This window comes from Ruminococcus sp. (assembly GCF_019423705.1).
Classification (GTDB): Bacteria; Bacillota; Clostridia; order Oscillospirales; family Ruminococcaceae; genus Hominimerdicola.
The window spans coordinates 1-25,208 of sequence record NZ_JAHZAX010000006.1 but is presented as its reverse complement, the minus strand read 5'-3'; the positions used below and the strand labels follow the sequence as shown (position 1 = coordinate 25,208).

Genomic DNA, 25,208 nt, shown 5'->3' with positions numbered 1-25,208 from the left:
CTTTTGTGATATGAAACAGATAAAAGAAAACGCTAAATCAAAGATGGAAAAATCCGTTAACGTTATGCTTTCCGATTTCGGAGGTATCAGAGCAGGCAGAGCTAACCCTTCCGTGCTCAACAAGGTTCAAGTAGAGTATTACGGCGCAATGACACCTGTTACACAGATGGCTGCCGTTTCCGTTGCAGAAGCAAGAGTGCTCGTTATCCAGCCTTGGGATAAGTCAACTCTCAAGCCTATCGAGAAAGCGATCCAAGCTTCCGATATCGGTATCAACCCACAGAACGACGGCACAGTTATCAGACTGACTTTCCCACAGCTCACAGAGGACAGACGTAAGGAGCTTGTTAAGGAGATCAAGAAGATGGGCGAAGAGTGCAAGGTAGCAATCCGTTCTATAAGACGTGACGCAATGGAGAAGTTCAAGGCTCTCAAGAAGAACAACGAGATCACAGAGGACGACCTCAAGGACTGCGAGGACGATATCCAGAAGATGACAGATAAGTTTGTCAAGGAGATCGACGGCCACGTTGCAGACAAGGAGAAGGAGATCCTTTCTATCTAAGTCTATGGCAGAAAAGAAAACTATCAGCTTGGGCGAAAATGTGTCCGTGCCTGTACACGTTGGCGTGATAATGGACGGCAACGGCAGGTGGGCGAAGAAAAGGGGAATGCCCCGAAAGTTCGGCCATAGGGAGGGCGCAAAGACCTTCCGTGCTATCACGAGACACGCAAAAGCTCTTGGCATACAGTATATAACCTACTATGCGTTCTCGACGGAGAACTGGAGAAGACCAAAGGACGAAGTCGACGCCATAATGGATCTCTTTGAGAAATATCTCGACGAGGTGCGTGACTTTATCGAGGAGAATATCAGAGTGCGCTTTATCGGCGACAGGTCAAGGCTCAGCGAGAATTTGCAGAAGAAAATGGCTTCCGTCGAGGAGGATTCAAAGGACTTTGATTCGATGACCCTTGTGCTCGCTATCAATTACGGCGGCAGGGACGAGATATGCCACGCCGCAAAAACGCTGGCACAGCAGGTCAAAGAGGGCAAACTTGAACCTGAGGATATCACAATGGATATGATCGAGAGAAATCTCTATACCGAAGAGATACCCCCTGTTGACCTTGTTATAAGACCGAGCGGCGAGCAGCGGCTCTCGAACTTTATGATATGGCAGGCAGCTTATGCCGAGTTCTATTATACCAATATTCTTTGGCCTGACTTCAAGGGAGCTGACCTTGAAAAAGCTGTACTTGCATACAGCGAAAGAAATAGAAGATTCGGAGGGGTGTAAATGTCGACCCGTATTAAATCTGCGGCAGTCGCTATCGTAATTGCGGTGGTGCTGCTTATCGCACACAGCACATTCCTTTTCAATATCGCAATCGGCTTTATCTCAGCTTTGGCAATTTATGAGATACTCAGAGCCACAAAAATGACCGAGCACAAGTATGAAACTATCGCCTGCTGCGCTTTCGCAGCCGTTGACGCACTTATGCCGGTGTTCCACAGACACGGCTGGCTCTATTTCGTAAGCTATAAGTTCTATATGGGACTTTTTGTCATCGCAATGTGCCTGCTTTATCTGAAAGAGCACACGAAATTCAATTATATGGATTTCTTCTTTATGCTTGGCGTGGGAATACTTATCCCATATTCATTCTCGACTATCCTGTCAATGTCGGCTATCGGATCACAGGGCGTGTTTATGATCGTGCTGTCCTTGGCAGCAGCTTGGCTTGCAGACAGCGGCGCATATTTTGCAGGAACATTTTTCGGTAAGACGCCACTTTGTCCCGAGATAAGCCCTAAGAAAACAGTCGAAGGACTGGTTGGCGGCGTTATCTCAAACGGCGTGCTTATGCTTATAATCAGCCTGTTCTATCAGTTCGTGCTCAAGGGCGCACCTGTACATTATCTTGGCGTGCTGGTGGCAGGAATGCTCAGCGCATTGATCGGACTTGTGGGCGACCTTACCGCCTCGATCATAAAGAGACAGACAGGCATAAAGGATTACGGCAAAATAATGCCGGGTCACGGCGGAATAATGGATCGCTTTGACAGCGTTCTGCTTGTTGCACCGTTTATGTACTATATGTTCTCACAGGGACTTATACTTAAATAAGAATATATCGACTTTTAGGGGCAGGCTTAGGCTTACCCCTTTTAAGCGTTATAATGGCGGCTTAAAAAAGCTGCCCAAATGGAAGGGACGCTTTGCAAATGAAAACAATGACAATTCTCGGCTCGACCGGCTCTATCGGCACACAGGCATTAGAGGTCGCAGCCAAGCATAATATAAAAGTGAAAGCCCTTGCGGCAAATTCTGACGTTGAAAAGCTTGCGGCGCAGGCGAGGGAGCTTTCCACCGATTGCGTTTGTATCTATCGTGAGGACAAAAAGGCGGCGCTTGAAAAGCTTCTTGACGGCACGGGAATAAAGATATTCACAGGAATGGACGGACTTAAAGCCATTGCGCAAATGGACGGCGTTGACATTATGCTCAATTCCGTTGTGGGAATGGTGGGTCTTGTGCCAACATTGACGGCTATTGAAAAGGGCACGGACATTGCCCTTGCCAACAAAGAGACCCTAGTTGCAGGCGGCGAGCTGGTCATAAAGGCTGCTGCTGAAAAGGGCGTGAAGATATATCCTGTTGACAGCGAACATTCCGCAATTTTCCAATGCCTCCAAGGCAACGAGGGAAACAAGCTCAAAGGCATAATCCTCACAGCCTCGGGCGGGCCATTTTTCGGCAAGACCAAGGCCGACCTCGAAGGCGTAACAGTCCAGCAGGCGCTCAATCACCCAAACTGGTCAATGGGCAGAAAAATAACGATAGATTCGGCAACGCTGATGAACAAAGGCCTTGAATTTATCGAAGCGATGTGGCTTTTCAAGCTCAGCCCCGAGCAGATCGAGATAGTCGTTCACAGGCAGAGCGTAGTTCATTCCGCTGTCGAATACGAGGACAATTCCGTCATCGCACAGCTTGGCGTGCCGGATATGAAAATACCCATACAGTATGCGCTGCTTTACCCTCAGAGGGTTGAGTGCGATGTGAAAAAGTTATCATTAACAGATTACGGCAAGCTGACCTTTGAAAAGCCCGATTACGACACTTTCGACTGTCTTAGAGCCTGCATAAAGGCGGTGACTATCGGCGGAAATCTTCCTGCGGCGGTCAACGGCGCCAACGAAGAAGCCGTTGCGGCATTTCTTGACGGCAGGATTAATTTCCTTGATATTGGTAAACTTGTAATGGAGATATGCGACACCACCCCACGCCAAGACATCACCTGCGTTGAGGACGTTCTAGAAGCAGACCGCCTTGCTCGTGCGAAGGTCAAAGCGCTCATTGCTGAATGAGGAATGAGGAATGTTTGGCAGGGCGCTGGACGTTTCTATTCTGTTTTCACTTTGTTGCTGACCCTGCGCATTTGTAGGGGCGAACAGCGTTTGCCCGTTGGGTTGAAAACATTGCGCTGGCGAATGTCAAATGTAGGGGAGACCTTTGGTCTCCCGTTGGGTTACGACTGCGCTTGATTGTGGCACGTTATCCGTTTGATATCAAGTGTTTGCGACCCAACCAAAAAATAGAAAAATAAATTGGGCTGTTGAAAAAAAACAAAAAATAACGGGCGAACGCTGTTCGCCCCTACAATAAACGATGTATTTACGTTATTTGTAGGGGACGGCGTCTTCGACGTCCCATTTGTTTGTGGCTTTTTTTACTAGCCGATAAATCTCTCTTTGTGTTTGAAAGGAAAGAAATGAGTATACTATTTGCTATCATAATTTTTGAAGTGATAATCATTATCCACGAGCTGGGGCACTTTATCGCTGCGAAATCCTGCGGCGTTAAGGTCAACGAGTTCGCTATCGGTATGGGGCCTGCTATCCTCAAAAAGCAAAAGGGCGAGACCCTGTATGCTTGGCGGCTTTTCCCTATCGGCGGCTACTGCGCTATGGAGGGTGAGGATAACGGCAGCGAGGACAACAAGGCTTTTTGTAACAAGAGCCTGCCACGGCGTATGATAATCGTGATCGCTGGCGTTATAATGAACCTTATCCTCGGCTATGTTATCCTCTGCATTTGTAACGCCACTTCTGACGCTATCGCCACGACGAAAATCTCTTGGTTTGAGGACAACGCCCAGTCGCAGGCAACAGGTCTTGAGATAGGCGACGAGATAGTTGAAATAAATGGTATGAGAATTTTCACCACAATGGATATGTCCTATCAGTTCGGCAACGATGAGGACGGCACTTTCGATATGGTGGTAAAGCGTAACGGCGAAAAGGTGGAGCTAAAGGACGTTTCATTCGCCACAACGGATAAGACTATGCACATCGACTTCAAGGTGGAGCCGCAGGCGATAACCGTTGGTTCTGTTCTGAGCCAGTCATTCAAGCAGACCTGCACCGACGGCAGACTTATCTATATATCGTTCTTTGACCTTATCAGAGGCAAGTATTCGCTGAAAGACCTCAGCGGCCCTGTGGGCATTGTTGACACTATCGACAACGTTATCGACAGCGAGCGTGACGAAGCTTCCGGCAAGATAGACTGGGCGTCACTTGCGGACACGATGATGACCCTTGCGGCGTTCATCACAATAAATATCGGAATTTTCAACCTCCTGCCCCTGCCTGCACTTGACGGCGGCCGACTTATCTTCCTTATTATCGAAGCTATCCGCCGCAAACCTGTCAAGCCCGAGCACGAGGGTATGGTGCACGCTATCGGACTTGCCGCACTTCTGCTTCTTATGGTGGTCGTGACGGTCAGCGATATCATCAAGCTTGTTTAAATGCGTAAATTTCGTAAGGAGATAATTGTAAATTATGAGAAATGTAAGACCCGTTAAAGTCGGCGATCTCACGCTGGACGGAAATAAAATATACATTCAGTCAATGCTCAACGTGCCCTCAACAGATATCGAAGGCTCAGTCAAGCAGGCGGTGGAGCTTGAAAAGGCTGGCTGCGAAATAGTCAGAGCCGCTATCCCGAATATGGAAGCCGTCAAGCTTATCCCTGCCATAAAGGAAAAGATATCCATACCTCTTGTGGCTGATATCCATTTCGATTATCGACTTGCACTTGCCGCCGTTGAGGCTGGCATTGACAAGATAAGGATAAACCCGGGCAACATCGGCTCAATGGATAAGGTCAAGGCCGTCGTAAAGGCCTGCCGTGAAAGAAATATCCCTATCAGAATTGGCGTGAACGGCGGCTCGCTGGAGAAAGAACTTCTTGCAAAATACGGCTCGCCGACTGCGGAAGCCCTTGTTGAAAGCGCAATGGGTCACGTTAGGATATTGGAGCAATGCGACTTTGAGGACATCGTGATCTCCATAAAATCTTCGGACGTTCCCACGATGATAAAGGCATATAGGCTTTGTGCCGAGACTTGCAATTATCCCCTGCACCTTGGGGTGACGGAAGCAGGAACAGAGCGAATGGGTCTTATAAAATCCTCTATCGGTATAGGTTCGCTGCTGTGTGACGGCATTGGCGAGACCATTAGAGTATCGCTGACGGACGAACCTGTGAAGGAGATCGCCGCCGCAAAGGATATCTTGAAAGCTATCGGCAAAAGCAGGGGTGTTAGGATAGTTTCCTGCCCGACTTGCGGCAGAACGAGGATAGACCTTATCGGCCTTGCCAAAAAGGTGGAAGAAGCCACAAAGGATATCGACAAGGATATCAAGATCGCCGTAATGGGCTGCGTTGTCAACGGGATCGGCGAATCGGGCGAGGCTGATATCGGTATCGCAGGCGGAGACGGCTGTGCGGTCATCTTCAAAAATGGCGAAAAGCTGAGAAAAGTCTCTGAGGAAGAGGCGCTGCCAGCGCTCCTTGCGGAAATAGAAAAACTTTAAAAGGATAAACCATAAATGAATACATACACCATTGAAAGCTTCTTTGAAGATTATAAGGAGCTTATCCCACGGGCGATCGAAAAGGGAAAAATACTGCGGCTGGGTTTTAGCGAGGATAACCGCTCGCTGACCTGTCAGGCTGCTTTTGAGAACCTTGTGCCCTTTGACAGCGTGACGGAGTTTGAGCTGAAAATGAAAGCCGCCCTTAGTGCGGACAAGTTCGTTTTGCAGCCAAAGTATACCCCCGATATGCTGTGCGCTGAATATTTTCCCGAACTGTGCAAGTTTCTCAAAAGCAGATTTCCGCTTGTGAACGGATTTTTTGACAATGCGGAAGCTGTGCTGGAAAACGGCGTTTTCACCGTTGATATCAAGCACGGCGGCGAAGCTCTGCTCAAAAAGGCAGGGATAGAGACCGCATTCCCAGCCCTTGTTATGGAGCTTTTCTCCACCAAGGCTAAGATAAAGCTCACGGGTGTTCTTGAAACTGATATGCAGCAGCACCAGCGCGAACAGGAAGAGTTTTTGAGGACACTCCCTGCGGCGCAGATAAACCCTGCCTCATTGCAGAAAAAGCCAACAGTCACCACCAATGCACCAAGCGGAGCGGCTGTTGAGTTTCGCACCGCAAATGTCGATTTCACAAGGCTTTCGCTGCTTTGTGACGACGCTCTCGTGCTCCTCGGTTCGCCAATAAGCTCTGAGGAAAGAGTAACGAAGCTTGCCGATATCGAGCCCGATTTCAGAGGTCGAGTTGTTGTTTGGGGCGATATTTTCGGCCCTGTTGAGACCAAAGAAACAAAGTCGGGTATGCTTATCGCACACCTTAATTTTACAGATTATACTTCGTCAATGTCTATCAAGATGATAGGCTCAAACAAGCAGTTTAGAAACTTCAAAGGTCTGCGCAGACCTGTCCTCGAGGCTATGCTTGAGCATATGAAGGCAGGCAAGACAATTCTTGTGTCAGGCGAAGTTGAAGAGGACGATTTCGACCACACAGTCAACCTCAAGCCCGAAAGCATTATGCTTGTAAAGCGTGAGCAGGAAAAGGATACCTGCGAACACAAGCGTGTCGAGCTTCATTGCCATACGAATATGTCTATGATGGACGCATTGACGCCGGCAGGCAAGCTTGTTGAAAAGGCTTTCTCTTGGGGACACAAAGCGCTTGCTATCACAGACCACGGCGTCGTTCAAGGCTATCCTGACGCTGGCGGCGCTTGCCAAGGCATTCGCAAGGGCGGCGGAGATTTCAAGGTGCTCTATGGTATCGAGTCATATGAAGTCAACAACGATGAAAAGATATTCCGTGGCGTTGACCACAGAGAGCTCCGTGAAGAGATAATCTGTTTCGACCTTGAGACCACGGGCACGAACCCTAACGAGGACAGGATAATCGAGATAGGCGCAGTAAAGCTCCGTGACCTTGAGATCGTGGAGAAGTTCGACCTGTTCGTTGACCCAGAAAGACCTATCCCCGAGTTCATCTCAAATCTTACCAATATCACAGACGATATGGTCAAGGGCGCAGCCAGCGAAAGGGAAGCGCTGCTGAAATTCAAAGAGTTCATCGGGGACAATCCTGTCCTCGTTGCACACAATTCACAGTTTGATACAGGCTTTATCGCCGCCTGCGCAAAAAGACAGGGTATCGAGCTTAAATATTCTTCTATCGACACAGTACCGATGTCGCAGATTATGCTGCCCGACCTAGAAAAGCACAAGCTCAATTTCGTGGCGGAGCATTTCGGTCTTGGCGATTTCCACCACCACCGTGGCTGCGATGACGCCGAAGTCCTTGGCGGCATATTTATAAATCTTTGCAAAATGCTGGAAGAACAGTTCCCTCTGCTCCTGCTGAGGGTGGATATGCTCAACAGCCTCCTTGCTAACGACAGCCAAGTGCTTGCAAAGCCCACCTATCACCAAATAATACTTGTGAGAAATAATACGGGACTTAAAAATCTCTATAAGCTCATTTCATATTCAAACCTCAAATACTTCAAGCGCCGTCCGAGAGTGCCGAAATCTGAGCTGGTGAAGCACAGAGAGGGTCTTATTTTGGGAAGCGCCTGCGAGCGTGGCGAGGTAATTCAAGCGTACCTCGAGGGCAGAAGCTATGAGGATATCAAGCAGATCGCAAGCTTTTACGACTATCTCGAGATCCAGCCCGACGGCAACAACAAGTTTATGCTCACCGCCGAAAAGCCGCCATATGACAGGATACACACCGCCGAGGATATCAAGGATATCAACCGCTTTATTGTGAAGCTTGGCCAAGACCTTGGCATACCTGTCTGCGCAACGGGCGACGTGCATTTTATGAACAAGAGCGACGCAAAGTTCCGTTCCATAATACAGGCGTCAATGGGCTTCCCAGACGCTGATAATCAGCCGCCGCTTTACTTAAAGACCACCAACCAAATGCTTGACGAACTTAGCTATCTCGGCGAGGAAAAGGCCTTTGAGGTCGTTGTGACGAATACAAATAACGTCGCCGATATGGTCGACCCCGATTTGAAGGCGTTCCCTAACGGCACTTATACGCCGTTCATCGAAGGCTCAGTTTATCAGCTCCAGTATATATGCTGGAAAAAATGCTGCTCGATCTATGGCGACTGCGACCCCGAGACAATAGAAGTCCCCGAGGGCGAGGACGTTGACGTTTCAAAATACTTTGAAGGCCATATCCCAGACCTTGTTTTCAAACGACTGAAAAGAGAGCTTGACTCTATCATCAAGCACGGATTTGCGGTGCTTTATATGATCTCTCAGAAGCTTGTTGCAAACTCCAACGAGAACGGCTATCAGGTAGGTTCGAGAGGTTCTGTTGGTTCGTCCTTCGTGGCGTCGATGTCGGGTATCTCAGAGGTAAACCCTCTTGTGCCCCATTATGTTTGCCTTAATTGTCACCACAGCGAATTTATCACAGACGGTTCGGTAGGTTCGGGATTTGACCTGCCGCCAAAGAAGTGTCCTAACTGTGGCAAGGAAATGCACCGTGACGGACACGATATCCCATTTGAAACGTTCCTTGGCTTTGACGGCGATAAAGCGCCTGATATCGACCTTAACTTCTCGGGCGATTATCAGTCAAAAGCCCATAAATATACAGAAGTGCTCTTCGGTGAAGATCACGTTTTCAAGGCGGGCACTATCGGTATGATACAGGAAAAGACCGCTTTCGGCTACGTTATGAAATATCTTGACGAGCGTGGCAAGACTGTTCCGAAAGCCGAGATCGAGCGATTGAAACTTGGCTGCTGCGGTATAAAGAGGACGACCTCTCAGCACCCTGGCGGAATGGTCGTTATCCCCAGCGATTACGAGGTTTACGACTTCACCCCTGTTCAGCACCCTGCGGAGAAAGTGGATTCTGATATGGTCACCACCCACTTCGACTTCCATTCACTCCACGATACTATCTTGAAGCTTGACGAGCTGGGTCACGATAACCCGACGATGTATAAATATCTGGAAATGTTCACGGGACGAGATATCCTCGAGTGCCCGATGTCAGACCCTGCTGTTTATTCGCTTTTCACCTCTCCCGAAGCCCTCGGCGTAACGGAGGAGGACATAATGTGTCAGACGGGAACACTTGGTATCCCAGAAATGGGCACGCCGTTCGTTAGACAAATGCTTCTTGACTGTCAGCCGAAAAACTTCTCCGACCTCTTGCAGATATCGGGACTTTCACACGGAACTGACGTATGGCTTGGCAATGCGCAGGAGCTTATCAAAAATGGCACTTGCGATATCTCCAACGTTATCGGAACTCGTGACAGTATTATGACCTATCTGCTTTATCACGGCGTTGCGCCAAAGCTGTCGTTCAAGATAATGGAGATAACCCGTAAGGGCAAAGCGCCAAAACTTCTCACCGAAGAAATGAAGCAGGATATGCGAGATCACGATGTGCCTGAATGGTATATCGACAGCTGCTTGAAGATCAAGTATATGTTCCCGAAAGCCCACGCAGCCGCATACGTTACAGCGGCGATCAGACTTTGCTGGTTCAAGGTACACGAACCGCTGGCTTTCTATGCAACATATTTCACAGTTAAGGGCGAGGACTTTGACGCAGAAATTGCGCTCAAGGGCAAATATATGGTAAGAAACAAGATCGAAGAGATCAAGAACAAGCCGAAGGACGAAGTTACGGGCAAGGACAGCGGCGTACTTGAAATACTTATGCTGGTCAATGAAATGCTTTGCCGTGGATTTGAGTTTCTGCCTGTCAACATCAAAAAGTCCCACGCAACGATCTATCAGATCGAGGACGGCAAGATAAGACTGCCTTTCTGTTCGCTTAACGGCGTCGGCGAGTCTGCGGCTATCAACATCTATGAAAAGGCGCAGAACGGCGAGTTTATCTCTATCGAAGAGTTCCAGCAGCAGAGCGGCGTTTCAAAGTCCGTTATCGAGACTCTTGAAAAGAATGGCGCTTTCGGCGATATGCCTAAATCTAATCAGATATCGCTGTTCTGATAGTTATAATGTACAATTTCACACTCCGCCCCTGCGGCACTATTGACAAACAGGGGCAGGTGTGATAAACTTATTTATGTTGATACTATGCTATCACTTTACTATGATGAAGCGAGTATGACGCTGCCAAGCGACACAGAATGTTGCTGCTGACTGTCGCAAAAGCAACATTCAATGGGCGAACGATGTTCGCCCCTACAAAAAACAACGCAATTACGTCATTTGTAGGGGAAAATTGTTGTTCGACAAGGTTCACAACAATTTGCGTCCTCGACGTCCCACTTGTTTGAGCATTCTTAAACAATATATAAAATGTTGCAATTTCAGCGTTAGCATTAAAAACGTAAATCTATAATTTATATACAGGAAGGGAAAAAGTATATGAAAAGATACGACCTTATAACCCCTGAGGGAACAAGAGACCTGCTGTTTGAGGGCTGTCTTGCAAGACGAATGGTCGAGGACAGGCTTGCAAAGCTTTTTGAAGGCTTTGGTTACAGCGAGGTAGTTACACCGGGAATAGAGTTTTACGATCTGTTTATGGGAAGCTCGAGAAACTTCCAGCAGGAGAGCCTTTATAAGCTCACCGATTCAAAGGGCAGACTTATCGTTATGCGCCCCGATTCAACTATACCTATCGCAAGACTTGCTTCAACTAGACTTAAGTCCGCAACTCTGCCCCTGAGACTTTATTATAATCAGAGCATTTTTGAGAACAATTCGCTTCTCAAAGGCCGTTCTGACGAAGTCGTGCAGGCAGGTATCGAGCTTATCGGCGGAACAAATTCAAAGAGAGCGGATTACGAAGTGCTCTGCACAGCCGTTGAAGCTCTTTCAAGTTTTGATAAGGAGAATTTCAGACTTGAGATAGGCCACATCGGCTATTTCAAAGAGCTTGTTGCAAAGCTTGACGTTGATGAAGCTGTCAGGGAAGAGATAAGACTTCTTATTTCCGCAAAGAACTATCCTGCGCTCAACGACCTGCTGGACGAAGTCGGCGACAATCAAGTTACAACGGCTCTCAAGCAGCTGCCTAGACTTTTCGGCGGCGTCGAGGTGTTCGACAAGGCTGCTGATATCTACACGGACGATAAGATAACAGGCATTCTTTACAACCTCAAGGAAGTCTACACAAGACTTTCAAGCCTTGGCTATGAGAACAATATCTCCGTTGACCTTGGTATCGTGAGCCACGCCGACTATTACACAGGTATCGTGTTCAAGGGCTATCTTTCAGAAGTCGGTCAGTCGGTGCTCAAGGGCGGACGTTATGACAAGCTTCTTGGCGAATTCGATAACGATTGTCCGGCAGTCGGCTTCGGCGTGAACGTTGATTCTGTTGCAAAGCATATCGAAAAGCTTGGCGGCGCACCAAAGCTCAAAACTGCGGACGCTGTTGTGTTCGGCGAAAAGGGCTTTGTCGTTGAAGCAATGGCTTATGCGCAGCAGCTTGTAAGAGAGGGTCTCACGGTGGAGAACTCACTCTTCAATACCGAAGAAGAAACAAAGGCCTATGCGAAAGCAAAGGGCATAAAGAAGCTCATCGTTGTGGGCAGTGAGATAAACGAGCAGGATATATAAAGCGGGAGGATAAGTGAAAATGAACAAACCCCTTAGAATAGCTCTCACAAAGGGCAGACTTGAAAAGGATACAGTAGGGCTTCTTGAAAAGATAGGCTTTGACTGTACAGCTATCAGAGAAAAGGGAAGAAAGCTTATTCTTCCTGTTCCCGACGGAAATCTTGAAGTCGTTTTGGCAAAGGCCAACGACGTTATCACATATGTTGAGCACGGCGTCTGCGATATGGGCGTTGTGGGCAAGGACACCATTATGGAAATGCAGGGCAAGTTCTTTGAGCTGGTGGATATCGGCTTCGGAAGATGTAAATTCGCCCTTGCAACAAAGAAAGGCTCAAAGTTCTATGGCGGTTATGACGTCAAGACAGTTGCGACAAAGTACCCGAACATCACAAGAAAGTTCTTTGAAGCAAAGGGTATGGACGTTGATATCATCAAGATAGAAGGCTCTGTCGAGCTTGCACCGCTCCTTGAACTTGCTGACGGAATCGTTGATATAGTTGAGACGGGCACCACCCTTAAAGAGAACGGCCTTGAAGTCATCGAGGACGTTTGCCCTATCTCTGCAAGACTTATCGTAAATATGGTAAGTATGAAAATGCGTCAGCAGGAGATCGAGAATTTTGTAAAGCTTGTTGAAGAGAATATCGACAAGTAGTTTGTATATACGGAAAGGACAGTTTTGAAAATGGCAGATATCAAGAAAATTTTCGTCAACGGCAAGGACGAAGTTGAGTTTTTCAAGCAGCTTGAAAAGAGAAGCGGCGAAACCAACAAGAAGGTAACAGCCGTTGTTAATGAGATAATAGAGACCGTCAGAGAGGGCGGCGACAATGCAGTCAAGGCTTATACAGAAAAGTTTGACGGCAAGCTCCCCGAGTATTACGAAGTTCCGAGAGACGTTATAAACGACGCACTCACGGAAGCAGATCAGGACTTTGTTGACGCTATGCTCAATGCGATCGCAAACATTACTGACTTTCATCAGAGACAGAAGTCTCAGAGCTTTATAAACGCAAAGGAAAACGGCTGTATCCTTGGTCAGAAGGTAAGAGGTCTTAACAGAGTCGGTCTTTACGTTCCGGGCGGCACAGCAGCTTATCCTTCAAGCGTGCTTATGAACGCCGTTCCTGCAAAAATCGCTGGCGTTAAGGAGATAATTATGGTAACGCCACCTCTCAAGGACGGCACGCCTAACAAAGATATCCTTGTTGCGGCTGCTCTTTGCGGCGTTGACAGAGTGTTTATGAGCGGCGGAGCACAGGCTATTGCAGCCCTTGCATACGGCACGGAAGAAATTCCAAAGGTGGACAAGATAGTAGGCCCCGGCAATATTTATGTTGCAACTGCAAAGAAGCTTCTTTACGGCGTTGTAGATATTGATATGGTTGCAGGTCCTAGCGAGATACTTGTTATGGCTGACGAAAAGGCTAACCCGAAGTTCATTGCCGCTGACCTTATGTCACAGGCTGAGCACGACAAGCTTGCTTCCGCAATCCTCGTTACGACCAGCGAGAGCATTGCCGACAGAACTATCGAAGAGATAAACAGACAGGTGCAGAGCCTTTCAAGAAAAGAGATCATCGAAAGCTCTCTTGAAAATTACGGTGCTATCCTCATCTGCAACACAAAGGACGAAGCCTGCGACCTTGCAAACAGATTTGCCCCTGAGCACCTTGAAGTGCTGTTCGAGAACCCAATGGAATACGTTGGCAGACTTGACAACGCCGGTTCTATCTTCCTCGGTCAGTATGCTTCCGAACCTCTCGGCGATTACTATGCAGGCCCTAACCACGTTCTGCCGACAAGCGGCACAGCAAGATTTTTCTCGCCGCTTTCAGTAAACAGCTTTGAGAAGCGTTCAAGCTTTACATATTATACTGAGGACGCACTCAGAGAAGCAAAGGACGATATCGTGCTCATCGCTGAAAAGGAAGGACTTACAGCTCACGCAAACGCTATCAAGGTAAGATTTTAAGCAATTTGATAAGGGTGATAAAAATGCGCACAGCGGAGATAAAAAGAAAAACTAAAGAGACCGATATTGAGGTCTTTGTTAAGCTTGACGGCGAGGGCAAGGTCAGCGTTGACACGGGCATTGGCTTTTTTGACCATATGCTCACAGCTCTCGGCGTGCACAGCGGAATAGATATGGAAGTGGAATGTACGGGAGACCTTTATGTTGACGGACATCACACAGTCGAGGACGTGGGAATTTGTCTCGGCAAGGCTTTCGCACAGGCTTTGGGCGATAAGGCAGGCATTGCAAGATACGGCTCGGCTTTCGTGCCAATGGACGAAGCGCTGGCTTTCTGCTCGCTGGATATAAGCGGCAGACCGTTCCTTGCTTTCAACGGCGAGTTCCACGACGACAGGATTGGTCAGTATGATACCTGCCTTACAGAGGAATTTTTCAGAGCCTTTGCTTTCAACGCAGGCATTACCCTGCATATCCGTGAGGAGTACGGCAAGAACGACCACCACATCGCAGAAGCAATGTACAAGGCCGTTGCACACGCCCTCAAGGACGCTGTTAAAATAACGGGAACAGGGGTATTATCGACTAAAGGAGTGCTTTAAATGATAGCAATAATCGACTACGGCGCAGGCAATATTTTTTCCGTAAAAAACGCTCTCGACTATCTCGGTTTTGAAAACAAGCTGACGGATAAGAAAGAGGATATCGAAAAAGCCGACGCCATTATCCTGCCGGGTGTGGGTGCGTTTCCTTGGGCAATGAATATGCTTAGCCTCAGCGGCCTTATCGACACTATCAAGGAGCAGGCGAAGATAAAGCCTTTCCTCGGCATATGCCTTGGAATGCAGCTGCTTTTTGACAAGAGCTATGAGTTTGAAGAGTGCAAAGGTCTCGGCCTTATCGGCGGCTATGTTGATAAGATAAACGAGCCGCAGCTTGTTATCCCGCATATGGGTTGGAACAAGCTCGTGTATAATCACGACTGTCCGCTTTTCAATGGGCTTGGCGATGATGAATATGTTTATTTCGTGCATTCATACAAGGCTTTTTGCGATAACAAAAATCTTTATGCCTACTGCGAGTATGGCTCGAAAGTTCCTGCGGTGGTATCGGACGGAAAGTACATTTTCGGCTGCCAGTTCCACCCCGAGAAGAGCGGAAAGACGGGTCTTAAAATACTTGAAAACTTTGCTAAAATGTCACAGGAGGTAGAATGATATGCTTGCAAAAAGAATAATCCCCTGCCTTGATGTTCGTGACGGCAAGGTAGTAAAAGGCGTGAATTTTGAGGGTATCAAAGAAGTCGGCGACCCTGTTGAATGTGCATATGAATACAATCTTCAAGGTGCGGACGAGATAGTTTTTTATGATATCACAGCTTCCCACGAGGGCAGAGGCGTTATGCTTGACGTTGTCCGTGAGACTGCAAAAAAGGTCTTTGTGCCTTTGACCGTCGGCGGCGGAATAAAGACTGTTGACGATATCAGAGACACTCTCCGTGCAGGAGCAGACAAGGTATCAGTCAATTCGCAGGCTGTTCAGAACCCACAGCTTATAAAGGACGGCGCTGATATTTTCGGCTGCCAATGTATTTGCGTGGGCGTTGACGCTAAAAAAGTCGGCGACAACAAGTGGACAGTTTACATAAACGGCGGCAGAGTTGATATGCGCATTGATCTTATCGACTGGGTTAAAAAGTGCGAACAGCTTGGCGCAGGGGAGATATGCCTTAACTCTATCGACACAGACGGCGTAAGAGGCGGCTTTGACCTGCCTATGCTGAAAGCCGTGTGCAGTGCAGTGAAGATACCTGTTATCGCCAGCGGCGGAGCAGGAAAGCTTTCAGACTTTGCGGAAGCCTTTCTTGAAACGGACTGTTCGGCAGCTCTTGCGGCAAGCCTTTTCCACTTCAAAGAGCTGACAGTACAGCAGGTAAAGGACGATTGCAGGAGCAAGGGTATCATTGTGAGGTGAGCATAATGCTTGTGTTCAATATCGTGTTTACGTTATTTATACCCGTGCTTATGATATTGTGCGGCTATCTGATGTATAAGCATACACCGAAAGATATCAACGGCTTGGTGGGTTACCGTACTGCTATGTCGATGAAAAATCAGGAAACATGGGATTACGCACACAATTATTGCGGACGTCTGTGGGTCAAAGTCGGAGCGGTCATGACGATAATTTCGGCATTGGTCTGTATTCCGTATTTCTTTATGGGCAGCGGCAAGGCGACTGTAATAATGTGCATAGTTGAAGTGATACAAGCAGTAATTTTGTGCTGGACGATAGTACCAACAGAACGAGCACTCAAAGATAATTTCGACCAAGACGGCAACAGAAAGGACAAATAATGAACCCAATAAAAGTTGACATAAACGATCTCGACAAGTATTTCGTAAAAAGCGAGCTCACCCCTGCGATAGCCTTTGACGTTGACACAAAGACTGTGCTTATGCTTGCTTATATGAATAAGGAAAGCCTCAAGAAAACACTTGAAACAGGCTACACTTGGTATTGGAGCAGATCGAGACAGGAATATTGGAACAAGGGTGCGACAAGCGGTCATCTGCAAAAGGTAGTTTCTATCTATGCAGACTGCGATAACGACACCCTGCTCCTTAACGTAAAGCAGACGGGAGCTGCCTGCCATACAGGCTCTTACAGCTGCTTTTTCAATGAGATATATAACACGGAGGAAGAATAAAAATGACAGTTTATCAGGAAATTTTCGAGGTAATAAAACAGCGCAAGGCTGACTATGAAGCAGGTCAGGCGCAGGAAAACAGCTATACAGCTTATCTTTTTGATAAGGGCGTTGACAAGATATGCAAGAAGGTGGGTGAGGAAGCCACCGAAACAGTTATCGCTGCAAAGAACGGCGATAATGACGAGCTGAAAAACGAGATCAACGACCTGCTCTATCACGTTATGGTGCTTGCGGCTAATCAAGGTCTCGAGTGGTCTGATGTTGAAAAGGTGCTTGATGAAAGAAACGAGAAGATAGGAAATCTCAAGAAATTCCATCAGGTAGATAAGAATACCTGATATGATAATTGCTGATTAAGCGCAACGATCAATGGGACGTCGAGGACGCCGTCCCCTACAAATCACGTTAATTTGTTATCTAAGTGGATTGTGACTACCTCAAAGCTCTGCGTTCTGCGCAGGGCTTTTTTGCTGCACGGTGAGGATTTTCACAAATTTGCGCACACAAAAGGCCATTGCTGAATAGAATATAGCGAAGTAAAAAAACTTCCGTATGAAATGATTTTATAGGAGGAACTACTATGAGCGATTTTAACAGCAAACCTTTCAAGGAAGCAATGTGTATCGAAGCAATGCGTGTGTTCGATTCCTGCTCGTCGCAGGATTGTCTTGAGGACCTTGAATTTACCTTTGAAGAAGCCGATCAGACGACGATCAATAATGCGGCGTATATCAAGAGCACCTGTATCGACGTGACGGACGTTAGCTTTGCCATATCACCTGTGGCATTCAATCACGGCTTTTATGCGGTGGACGTTACTTATACTTTCAGAGCGCAGATAGAAGCTTATGAAGCCGCAGGGGCAGCGCCGACAGTATTGTACGGCACGGCTACTTTCACAAAGAAAGTCATTCTTTTCGGCAGCGACGGCGGAACCCAGAGATTTTCCACCTGCGATGGCAATCAGACTGTCACCACATCACCCACAAGCGGCTGCTCCTGCTGTTGCTGCACGGCGGCAATGCCTTGCGCTTCCGTAAGCGTTGCAGCGCCGATGTGTCTTGACGCAAAACTTGTCGCCGAGCCTTTGCCGAGCGAGGACAAAAACGTGCTCATCACTATCGGACTTTTCGCAATTATCCAGCTTTCAAGACCTGTGCCCATTATGGTGCCTGTTTATGATTACTGCGTGCCGGGCAAGGAATGTTCAACAAACAGCGGAAGCCCCTGCGAAATGTTCGAGAAGATCGCATTCCCGACTGTGGAATTTTTCCCGAGAGGCCTTGAAGAACCTTGCGGACAGGAAGAGGTCAAGGAAAACGAAGAATAAGCGTGCCGATATATGGAGACCTTCGGGTCTCCTTTCTTTTTCCCATAACCGACAGCCTTATGCAAAATTAACAAAATAACGGTTGACAATATTAGCGAAAAGCTTTATAATTAAAAAGAATGTTTGATGTGAAATGAGGATTTTGATGACAGATAAAATTTCTGAAATGATAAGCAATGAAGAGATCACCCAAAGGCTCTGCGGCTGGTCGGAAGAGTATGAAAAGACCTGCGGTCACAAGCCGTTGGCGCTTGTCCATTCCTATGGCTGCCAGCAGAATGTCAGCGACGGCGAGAAGATAAAGGGTATGCTTTCAAAGGTGGGCTATGGGTTCACCACGGACGTGAACGAGGCTCAGTTTATCCTTTACAACACCTGCGCCGTCAGAGAAAACGCCGAGGACAAAGTTTTCGGCAGGATAGGCGATCTAAAACACCTTAAAGAGAATAACCCCGAGCTTATTATCGGTATCTGCGGCTGTATGGCTCAGCAGAAGCACGTTGCCGAGAAGATAAAAAAGACCTATCGACAGGTAGACCTTGTTTTTGGCACGTTCGCTTATAACGATATGTACAGAATGTTGTGGGATATAATCTCGAAGCACGACAGAATATTCAATCTGTCAGAAAACCACGTTGATATAAATGAGGATTTCCTCCAGCTCCGTGACGATAAGATAAGAGCTTTCGTGCCGATAATGTATGGCTGCAACAACTTCTGCACATACTGTATCGTGCCTTATGTTCGTGGCAGAGAAAGAAGCAGAAAGCCCGAATCGGTCATCGCAGAAGTTTCGGCACTTGTGAAAAACGGCTATAAGGAAATAACTCTGCTGGGTCAGAACGTCAATTCGTATAGCTATGGCTTTCCGCAGCTTTTGAGAGAGATTGACAAGATCGACGGGGATTTCCGCATTAGGTTTATGTCCAGCCACCCCAAGGACGCAAGTCACGAGCTTATTGACGCAATACTCGAGTGCAAAAAGGTCTGCAAGCATTTGCATTTGCCTGTTCAGGCTGGTTCGGACAGGATACTCAAAGCAATGAACCGCCGCTATACCGCAGAGGATTATCTCAAAATAATCGACTATGCAAGAGCGAAAGACCCCGAGTTCTCATTCACGACTGACCTGATCGTGGGCTTCCCCGGTGAGACTTATGAGGAGTTCTGCGAGACTAAAGAGCTTATCAAAAAGGTCAAGTACGATAACATCTATTCATTCGTTTATTCAAGAAGAAGCGGCACAAAGGCTGCCGAAATGGAGGATAATATCTCAGATAAGCAAAAAGGCTTGTGGCTTAGAGAGCTGCTGCTTGAGCAGAGAGAAGTGTCCTCAGAATGGCTCTCGAGATTTGTGGGCAGAGTGGTGACGGTTTTGCCGACAGGCGAGGGCAGAACTGGCTCTGACCATCTTACAGGAAAGAACGATGAGGATATCATCGTTGAGGTCAAAGCCGACAAAAAATACATTGGTCAATTCATACAAGTCCGCATTACAAAGGCAATGAACTGGGCGCTTATGGGCGAACTTGTTGAAGATAAATAAATCAAAGGAGAATTACTATGACTGTAATTGAAATGACAAGACAGCTTGGAAAAGCTATCCAGGAAGACGAAAGATACAAGGCTTATATGGAAGCCTGCACAATGAACGATACTGACGTTGAGATCCAGAACAAGATCGGCGAGTTCAATCAGCTCAGATCGCAGCTCAGCGTTGAAATGCAGAAGCCTGATAAGGACGGCGAGAAGATGAAGGAGCTGGACGATCAGATCAGAGGCCTTTATGACGAGATCATGGCAATGCCTAAGATGATCGCATTCAACGAGGCAAAGGAAGTTATGGATAAGCTTCTCGGCTCTGTAAACTATATCATCTCAATGGCTGCAAACGGCGAAGACCCGATGACTTGCCCAGAGGAAGCACCACATAGCTGCTCAGGAAGCTGTTCATCTTGCGGCGGCTGCCACTAATTTAAGGCAATATTAGGCAGGGGAACGTCTATCCCCCGTCTGCCCGAATCTGTAAGGAAAAGCTTGCGGGTTGGGGCAGATCGTTTTTATCATATCAAGACGTTAAGGCGAACACCCACAATTAATTTTAGATCGGAGTGAGTTCAAGTGGAAACCAAAGATATAGATTTTTCAAAACTGTCACCGATGATGAAGCAGTATTTTGAGGTCAAAAATAGATATAAAAATCACATACTTTTTTACAGGCTGGGCGACTTTTACGAAATGTTTTTTGACGACGCTATCACAGCTTCGAGAGAGCTTGAGCTGACCCTGACAGGCCGTGACTGCGGACTTGAGGAGAGAGCGCCGATGTGCGGCGTGCCTCATCACGCCTGCGACGTTTATCTGAAAAAGCTTATCGAAAAAGGCTATAACGTCGCTATCTGCGAGCAGACGATGGACCCTGCTTCCTGCAAGGGCATTGTGCCGAGAGAGGTAATAAGAGTTGTCACACCGGGTACGCTTATTGAAAGCAGTATGCTCGACGAGACCACCAATAACTACATCTGCGCATTTTATATGAGGGCAAAGGAAAGCGCCCTTTGTCTTGCGGATATCTCAACGGGCGAGGTACACCTGTTCGAATTTGCAGGCAAGGAAATGACCAACGCCGCTATCAACGAGCTTTCAAGATTTTCTCCATCTGAGATACTTATAAACGACGCATTTTTGTCATATAAAGAGCTTTCAAGTTTTATAAGAGAAAAGCTCAAGACCAGCGTCCAGCTTCTTGAAGAGAACGACTTTTCGCCGCTTATACATACAGAAGAGGTGTTAAAGCAGTTTTCTACCAACAGCCTTGAATCAATCGGCGTAAAGCCCGACAGCGTTTCGGCATTTGCTGTCTGCGGTCTGTTTGCATATATCCACGATACGCAGAAAGCTCTCGTGGGCAGATTTTCCGAGATAATAAGACACGACGCCGACCCTATTATGACTATCGGTTTCACAGCAAGGCGCAACCTTGAGCTTACGGAAACGCTTAGGAATAAAGAGAAAAAAGGCTCGCTGCTTTGGGTGCTCGACCACACTAAAACTTCAATGGGCAAGCGTATGCTCAAATCATTCCTCGAGCAGCCGCTTGTTAATCCTACAAAGATAATCGATAGGCTCAATGCAGTCGAACAGCTCACAAAAGACCCTGTTGCGCTGGGCGAGCTTAAAGAAATTCTTGGCGGTGTTTATGACCTTGAAAGACTTATGACAAGGGTAATGTATAAGACCGCCAGCCCGAGAGACTTGAAGTCACTTTCGCTGACAGCATTGAAGCTGCCGCAGGTGAAGGAGATACTCAAAGGCTTTGATTCAAAGCTTATCTGCGCCTGCAACTCGAAGATATCCACACTTGAAGCAATATCAAACCTTGTTGAAAACGCAATTGTGGACGAACCGCCTGTCAATGTCAAGGACGGCAATGTTATCAAGGACGGCTTCAACGAGCAGCTTGACGGATTGAGAAATATAATCTCAGGCGGCAAAGGCATAATCGACGATATCGCCGAGCGTGAAAGAGAAAAGACGGGCATAAAGAACCTTAAAATAGGCTATAACCGAGTTTTCGGATATTATATCGAGGTAACAAGATCATATTATGACCTTGTGCCGGATAATTACATAAGAAAGCAGACCCTTGCAAATTGCGAGCGTTTTATTACCGACGAGCTGAAAGTCGCTGAGAACACTATTTTGGGCGCAAGCGATAAGATAGTAACGCTGGAGCAGGAGATTTTTGCGGAAATAAGAGACTTTGCTGCAACTCAACTGCGACTTGTGCAGGAAACTGCAACGGCTGTGGCGCAGATAGACGTGCTGTGCTCATTTGCAACGGCGGCTGTGAACAATAACTACACAAAGCCTGAGATCGCTATCGACGGCGTTATAGATATCAAAAACGGCAGACACCCTGTTGTTGAGCTTATGCAAAAAGATGAGGTTTTTGTGCCCAACGACACATACCTTGATCTGACAAACAACAGAATGGCTGTAATTACAGGCCCGAATATGTCGGGTAAATCGACTTATATGCGACAGGTGGCGCTTATCACACTTATGGCGCAGATAGGCTGCTTTGTTCCTGCCGACTATGCTAAGATCTCCGTTGTGGATCAGATATTCACAAGAATCGGCGCTTCTGACGATCTCACCGCAGGCCAGTCTACCTTTATGGTGGAGATGAGCGAAGTTGCGGATATCGTCAAGCACGCAACGAAAAACAGCCTTGTTATCCTTGACGAAGTGGGCAGAGGTACCTCCACATTTGACGGTATCTCCATTGCAAGAGCTGTTTCGGAATATATCTCCACAAACAGATCAATGGGCTGCAAGACCCTTTTTGCAACACATTATCACGAGCTTATAAGCCTTGAAAAAGAACTTGACGGCGTGAGAAATTTCTCCGTTGCAGTTAAAAGACAGGGCGACAGCATTAAGTTTTTGCGTAAAATCGTTCCTGGCGGAGTTGATGAAAGCTATGGTATTGAAGTTGCCAAGCTTGCAGGACTGCCGAACAAGATAATAAACAGAGCAAAGGAGCTGCTTGAACAGCTTGAAGCCGAGAACAAAAAGGCAAGACTTGCCGCACAGCAGCTTGAAACAGATCAGATATCCTTTGACAAGATAAGCGACAGTATCGTCACCGACAGGCTGAGAAAAACTAATGTCGACGAAATGACCAACAGCGAGCTACGTGACTTTGTAAAGGACTTGCTGAGATACGTTTAGGTGAACGCAATGAAAAAGTGGTATGACGAAGAGTACGAATTTGAGATAGAGGTCACGGGCTTTCTCCGTGGCGATCATACTGAAAACTATTGCCGCAACGGCGAAGAGATAGGCGATAAATATTTCTGCACCTATGGCTGTCCTGTCAATAAGGACGGCTATGGGATATGCAGCAAAACAATGATGATGTTGTATCCAATAATGGAAGCTGTCCGCAGCGGCGGTGATCTGACCAAGATCGGCGGCGACAGCAAGTATTAAAGACTATCGTCTGTCCCGATGGCTGCGTGATATTTCGCATAACGGCAACGCCAACGGGCAAAGAGAATTTTCATACAGGCGGCTTCTGGAAATAGTAAGCCATAGAAAAGGATAGAAAAATGTCAGAAATAAAAGTTCTGAGCAAGGAAGTCTCCGAGCTTATCGCAGCAGGCGAAGTCATCGACAGACCTGCTTCAATAATCAAAGAGCTTCTTGAAAATGCAATTGATGCAGGTGCGAACGTTATAACCGTTGAGATAAAAAACGGCGGTCGTACCTATATAAGAGTGACGGATAACGGCAAGGGTATCTCAAAGGACGACCTGCCAACAGCATTTCTCCGCCACGCAACAAGTAAGATATCGGTAAAGCGTGACCTTGACAGCATTATGACATTGGGCTTCCGTGGCGAAGCGCTGGCGTCCATATGCGCAGTCGCAAAGGTGGACGTCCTCACAAAGCGTCCCGAGGAAGATTACGGCACGCACTATGTCATAGAGGGAACAGTCGAGAAAGCCTGCGAAGAGTGCGGCTGTCCCGATGGCACAACATTTGTTGTAAGGGATATTTTCTACAACGTTCCAGCGAGACTAAAATTTCTCAAAAAGGACGTTTCAGAGGGCAATTTTGCCGCCGACCTTGTGACAAAGCTGACCCTTTCACACCCCGAGATATCTTTCAAATTTATAAGAGATAATAAAGTCGAGATTTTGACCGCAGGAGACGGCAAGACCTATTCTGCGGTGTATTCGGTTTATGGCAGAGATTTTGCAAATTCAATGCTTGAAGTAGATTACACTTGGAAAGGTATGCACATTTCGGGCTATACAGTCAAGCCCCTCTGCGCAAAGCCCAACAGGCGCTTTCAGAATTTCTTTGTGAATAAAAGATACGTCAAGTCAAGAGCCTGCGCCGCCGCAATCGAAGAGGCGTACAGAAATCTGCTTATGACGGGCAAGTTCCCCGCTTGCGTGCTTTATATCGACATTCCGCCCAACACGATAGATGTGAACGTCCACCCCACAAAGATAGAAGTGCGATTTTCTGACGAGAAGCTTATGCACGAAGCGGTGTTCTTTGCGGTGAAAAATTCGCTGATGAAAAACGACAAGCCAAATGAAATGAAGCTTGAAAGCAAGCACAATTTCACACCAAGCGAGCTTTTCGGCGTTACAAAGGATAAGGGCGTTCAGCTGAAATTCGGCGTTGAGGATAACGAAAAACCGCAGAGCGTTCAGCCTGTTCAAAGGGCTGAGAATAATGCTCCTGTTAATTACCCAACGCAGCCGAAGCCTGCACAAAGCAATTTTGCTCAGCCTGCACCGAGGGAGGAGACAAAGGCTGTTCAGCCTCAACAAACGCTTAAAACTGTTGAGGAGCGAAGTATCCCACAGCAGGAAAAAGACCAGCTCAGCGGCAGTGATGATATGTTCCTTGCAAGCCTTGAAAAAGCGCAGGAGAGCAAAGCACCTGCGATGAATGAGATATCCTGCCCCAACCCTAAGCCTCACAAAATAACAGTCGAGGAGATAAACAGGGCGGTCAGCGAGATACCGCTCCCAGACGACCCCGAAGAGGAAAAGCCCGAGGCTTTCAAGTTCATCGACTCTGAAAGCTTCACAAAGAAGCGCACAGTCATTGTTGAGGAGAAAGAGCCCGAAAAGCCGAAGCCTGTTGTTATCGGCGAGCTTTTTAAGACATACGTTGTGGCACAGGTGGGCGATGAAATGATACTTATGGACAAGCACGCCGCCCACGAAAGATATATTTTCGAGAAGATAAAAAACGACGCAAACCAGCTTGAAACGCAGATGTTTTTGGAGCCCTTTATGGTTCTGCTTTCCTATGATGAGTATGACGCTCTGACCGCAAATCTTGATAAGGTCTCTCAGCTTGGTTTTGAGATAGAAGCGGACGTTGCGCCGACAGTCGCCGTCAAGGGCGTGCCAATAATCTTAGGCGATGATAACCCTGCGGATATCGTCAGCGACCTTGCTAAGAATTTTATCGAAAACAAGCTCAATCCGCAGGTTGAGATATTTGACGACCTTTATCATTCCGTTGCCTGCAAGGCGGCAATAAAGGCCAACGACACAAACAGCGGTATAGAGCTTCAAGCCCTTGTGAACGCAGTTTACGGGCAGGAAAATATTAGGTATTGCCCCCACGGCAGACCTGTTATGATAACCCTTACAAAACGTGATATAGAAAAACAGTTCAGACG

General features: G+C 47.3%; 21 protein-coding genes and 1 pseudogene. All 22 read left to right on the top strand.

The window, feature by feature from the left end:
* The first annotated feature begins 10 nt into the window (after window positions 1-10).
* Window positions 11-565, top strand: coding sequence for a ribosome recycling factor (gene frr, locus QZ371_RS06235; protein ID WP_295210722.1), 555 nt, complete (start codon window positions 11-13; stop codon window positions 563-565).
* Window positions 566-569: 4 nt separating this feature from the next.
* A complete protein-coding gene (locus QZ371_RS06230) occupies window positions 570-1,301 on the top strand; it encodes an isoprenyl transferase (RefSeq protein WP_295210721.1) in 732 nt (243 codons plus the stop codon).
* Window positions 1,302-2,132 (top strand): phosphatidate cytidylyltransferase, encoded by an 831-nt coding sequence (locus QZ371_RS06225; protein WP_295210719.1) that lies wholly within the window; start codon window positions 1,302-1,304, stop codon window positions 2,130-2,132. It abuts the gene before it with no gap.
* Between the two features lie 98 nt (window positions 2,133-2,230).
* Window positions 2,231-3,376 (top strand): 1-deoxy-D-xylulose-5-phosphate reductoisomerase, encoded by a 1,146-nt coding sequence (locus QZ371_RS06220; protein ID WP_295210717.1) that lies wholly within the window; start codon window positions 2,231-2,233, stop codon window positions 3,374-3,376.
* Window positions 3,377-3,780: 404 nt separating this feature from the next.
* Window positions 3,781-4,821, top strand: a complete 1,041-nt coding sequence (locus QZ371_RS06215) for a site-2 protease family protein (protein ID WP_295210715.1) — start codon at window positions 3,781-3,783, stop codon at window positions 4,819-4,821.
* Between the two features lie 34 nt (window positions 4,822-4,855).
* Entirely contained in the window at window positions 4,856-5,893 is a 1,038-nt protein-coding gene (ispG, locus tag QZ371_RS06210; RefSeq protein WP_295210713.1) for a flavodoxin-dependent (E)-4-hydroxy-3-methylbut-2-enyl-diphosphate synthase, read from the top strand.
* 15 nt (window positions 5,894-5,908) lie between these two features.
* Window positions 5,909-10,387 carry a PolC-type DNA polymerase III gene (locus tag QZ371_RS06205; protein WP_295210711.1) on the top strand — a complete coding sequence of 1,493 codons (4,479 nt, stop codon included), beginning with the start codon at window positions 5,909-5,911 and terminating at the stop codon, window positions 10,385-10,387.
* A 381-nt stretch (window positions 10,388-10,768) separates the two neighbouring features.
* Window positions 10,769-11,968, top strand: a complete 1,200-nt coding sequence (gene hisZ / locus QZ371_RS06200; RefSeq protein WP_295210710.1) for an ATP phosphoribosyltransferase regulatory subunit — start codon at window positions 10,769-10,771, stop codon at window positions 11,966-11,968.
* A gap of 19 nt (window positions 11,969-11,987) precedes the next feature.
* Window positions 11,988-12,623: an ATP phosphoribosyltransferase gene (gene hisG / locus QZ371_RS06195; protein WP_295210708.1), complete on the top strand. Its 636-nt coding sequence runs from the start codon at window positions 11,988-11,990 to the stop codon at window positions 12,621-12,623.
* Between the two features lie 30 nt (window positions 12,624-12,653).
* Window positions 12,654-13,943, top strand: a complete 1,290-nt coding sequence (hisD, locus tag QZ371_RS06190) for a histidinol dehydrogenase (RefSeq protein WP_295210706.1) — start codon at window positions 12,654-12,656, stop codon at window positions 13,941-13,943.
* Window positions 13,944-13,966: 23 nt separating this feature from the next.
* Window positions 13,967-14,545, top strand: coding sequence for an imidazoleglycerol-phosphate dehydratase HisB (gene hisB / locus QZ371_RS06185; protein WP_295210704.1), 579 nt, complete (start codon window positions 13,967-13,969; stop codon window positions 14,543-14,545).
* Entirely contained in the window at window positions 14,546-15,160 is a 615-nt protein-coding gene (gene hisH / locus QZ371_RS06180) for an imidazole glycerol phosphate synthase subunit HisH (RefSeq protein ID WP_295210702.1), read from the top strand. It begins immediately after the preceding gene.
* A 1-nt stretch (window position 15,161) separates the two neighbouring features.
* A complete protein-coding gene (hisF, locus tag QZ371_RS06175) occupies window positions 15,162-15,917 on the top strand; it encodes an imidazole glycerol phosphate synthase subunit HisF (RefSeq protein WP_295210700.1) in 756 nt (251 codons plus the stop codon).
* Window positions 15,918-15,922: 5 nt separating this feature from the next.
* A complete protein-coding gene (locus QZ371_RS06170; protein WP_295210698.1) occupies window positions 15,923-16,300 on the top strand; it encodes an SdpI family protein in 378 nt (125 codons plus the stop codon).
* Window positions 16,300-16,653 (top strand): phosphoribosyl-AMP cyclohydrolase, encoded by a 354-nt coding sequence (gene hisI, locus QZ371_RS06165; RefSeq protein WP_117863226.1) that lies wholly within the window; start codon window positions 16,300-16,302, stop codon window positions 16,651-16,653. The genes QZ371_RS06170 and hisI overlap by 1 nt, the downstream gene beginning before the upstream one ends.
* A gap of 2 nt (window positions 16,654-16,655) precedes the next feature.
* Window positions 16,656-16,994, top strand: coding sequence for a phosphoribosyl-ATP diphosphatase (gene hisE, locus QZ371_RS06160; RefSeq protein WP_295210695.1), 339 nt, complete (start codon window positions 16,656-16,658; stop codon window positions 16,992-16,994).
* A 242-nt stretch (window positions 16,995-17,236) separates the two neighbouring features.
* Entirely contained in the window at window positions 17,237-17,986 is a 750-nt protein-coding gene (locus QZ371_RS06155; protein WP_295210694.1) for a hypothetical protein, read from the top strand.
* Between the two features lie 145 nt (window positions 17,987-18,131).
* On the top strand, window positions 18,132-19,532 hold the full coding sequence (gene miaB / locus QZ371_RS06150) for a tRNA (N6-isopentenyl adenosine(37)-C2)-methylthiotransferase MiaB (protein WP_295210692.1): 1,401 nt from the start codon (window positions 18,132-18,134) through the stop codon (window positions 19,530-19,532).
* Between the two features lie 17 nt (window positions 19,533-19,549).
* Window positions 19,550-19,960, top strand: coding sequence for a YlbF family regulator (locus QZ371_RS06145; RefSeq protein ID WP_295210690.1), 411 nt, complete (start codon window positions 19,550-19,552; stop codon window positions 19,958-19,960).
* Between the two features lie 147 nt (window positions 19,961-20,107).
* Window positions 20,108-22,723, top strand: a complete 2,616-nt coding sequence (gene mutS / locus QZ371_RS06140; RefSeq protein ID WP_295210688.1) for a DNA mismatch repair protein MutS — start codon at window positions 20,108-20,110, stop codon at window positions 22,721-22,723.
* 9 nt (window positions 22,724-22,732) lie between these two features.
* Window positions 22,733-23,079 (top strand): annotated as a pseudogene (locus QZ371_RS06135) (TIGR04076 family protein).
* Window positions 23,080-23,103: 24 nt separating this feature from the next.
* Window positions 23,104-25,208: DNA mismatch repair endonuclease MutL (mutL, locus tag QZ371_RS06130; protein WP_295210686.1), on the top strand; the 2,105-nt coding region annotated here is incomplete at its 3' end.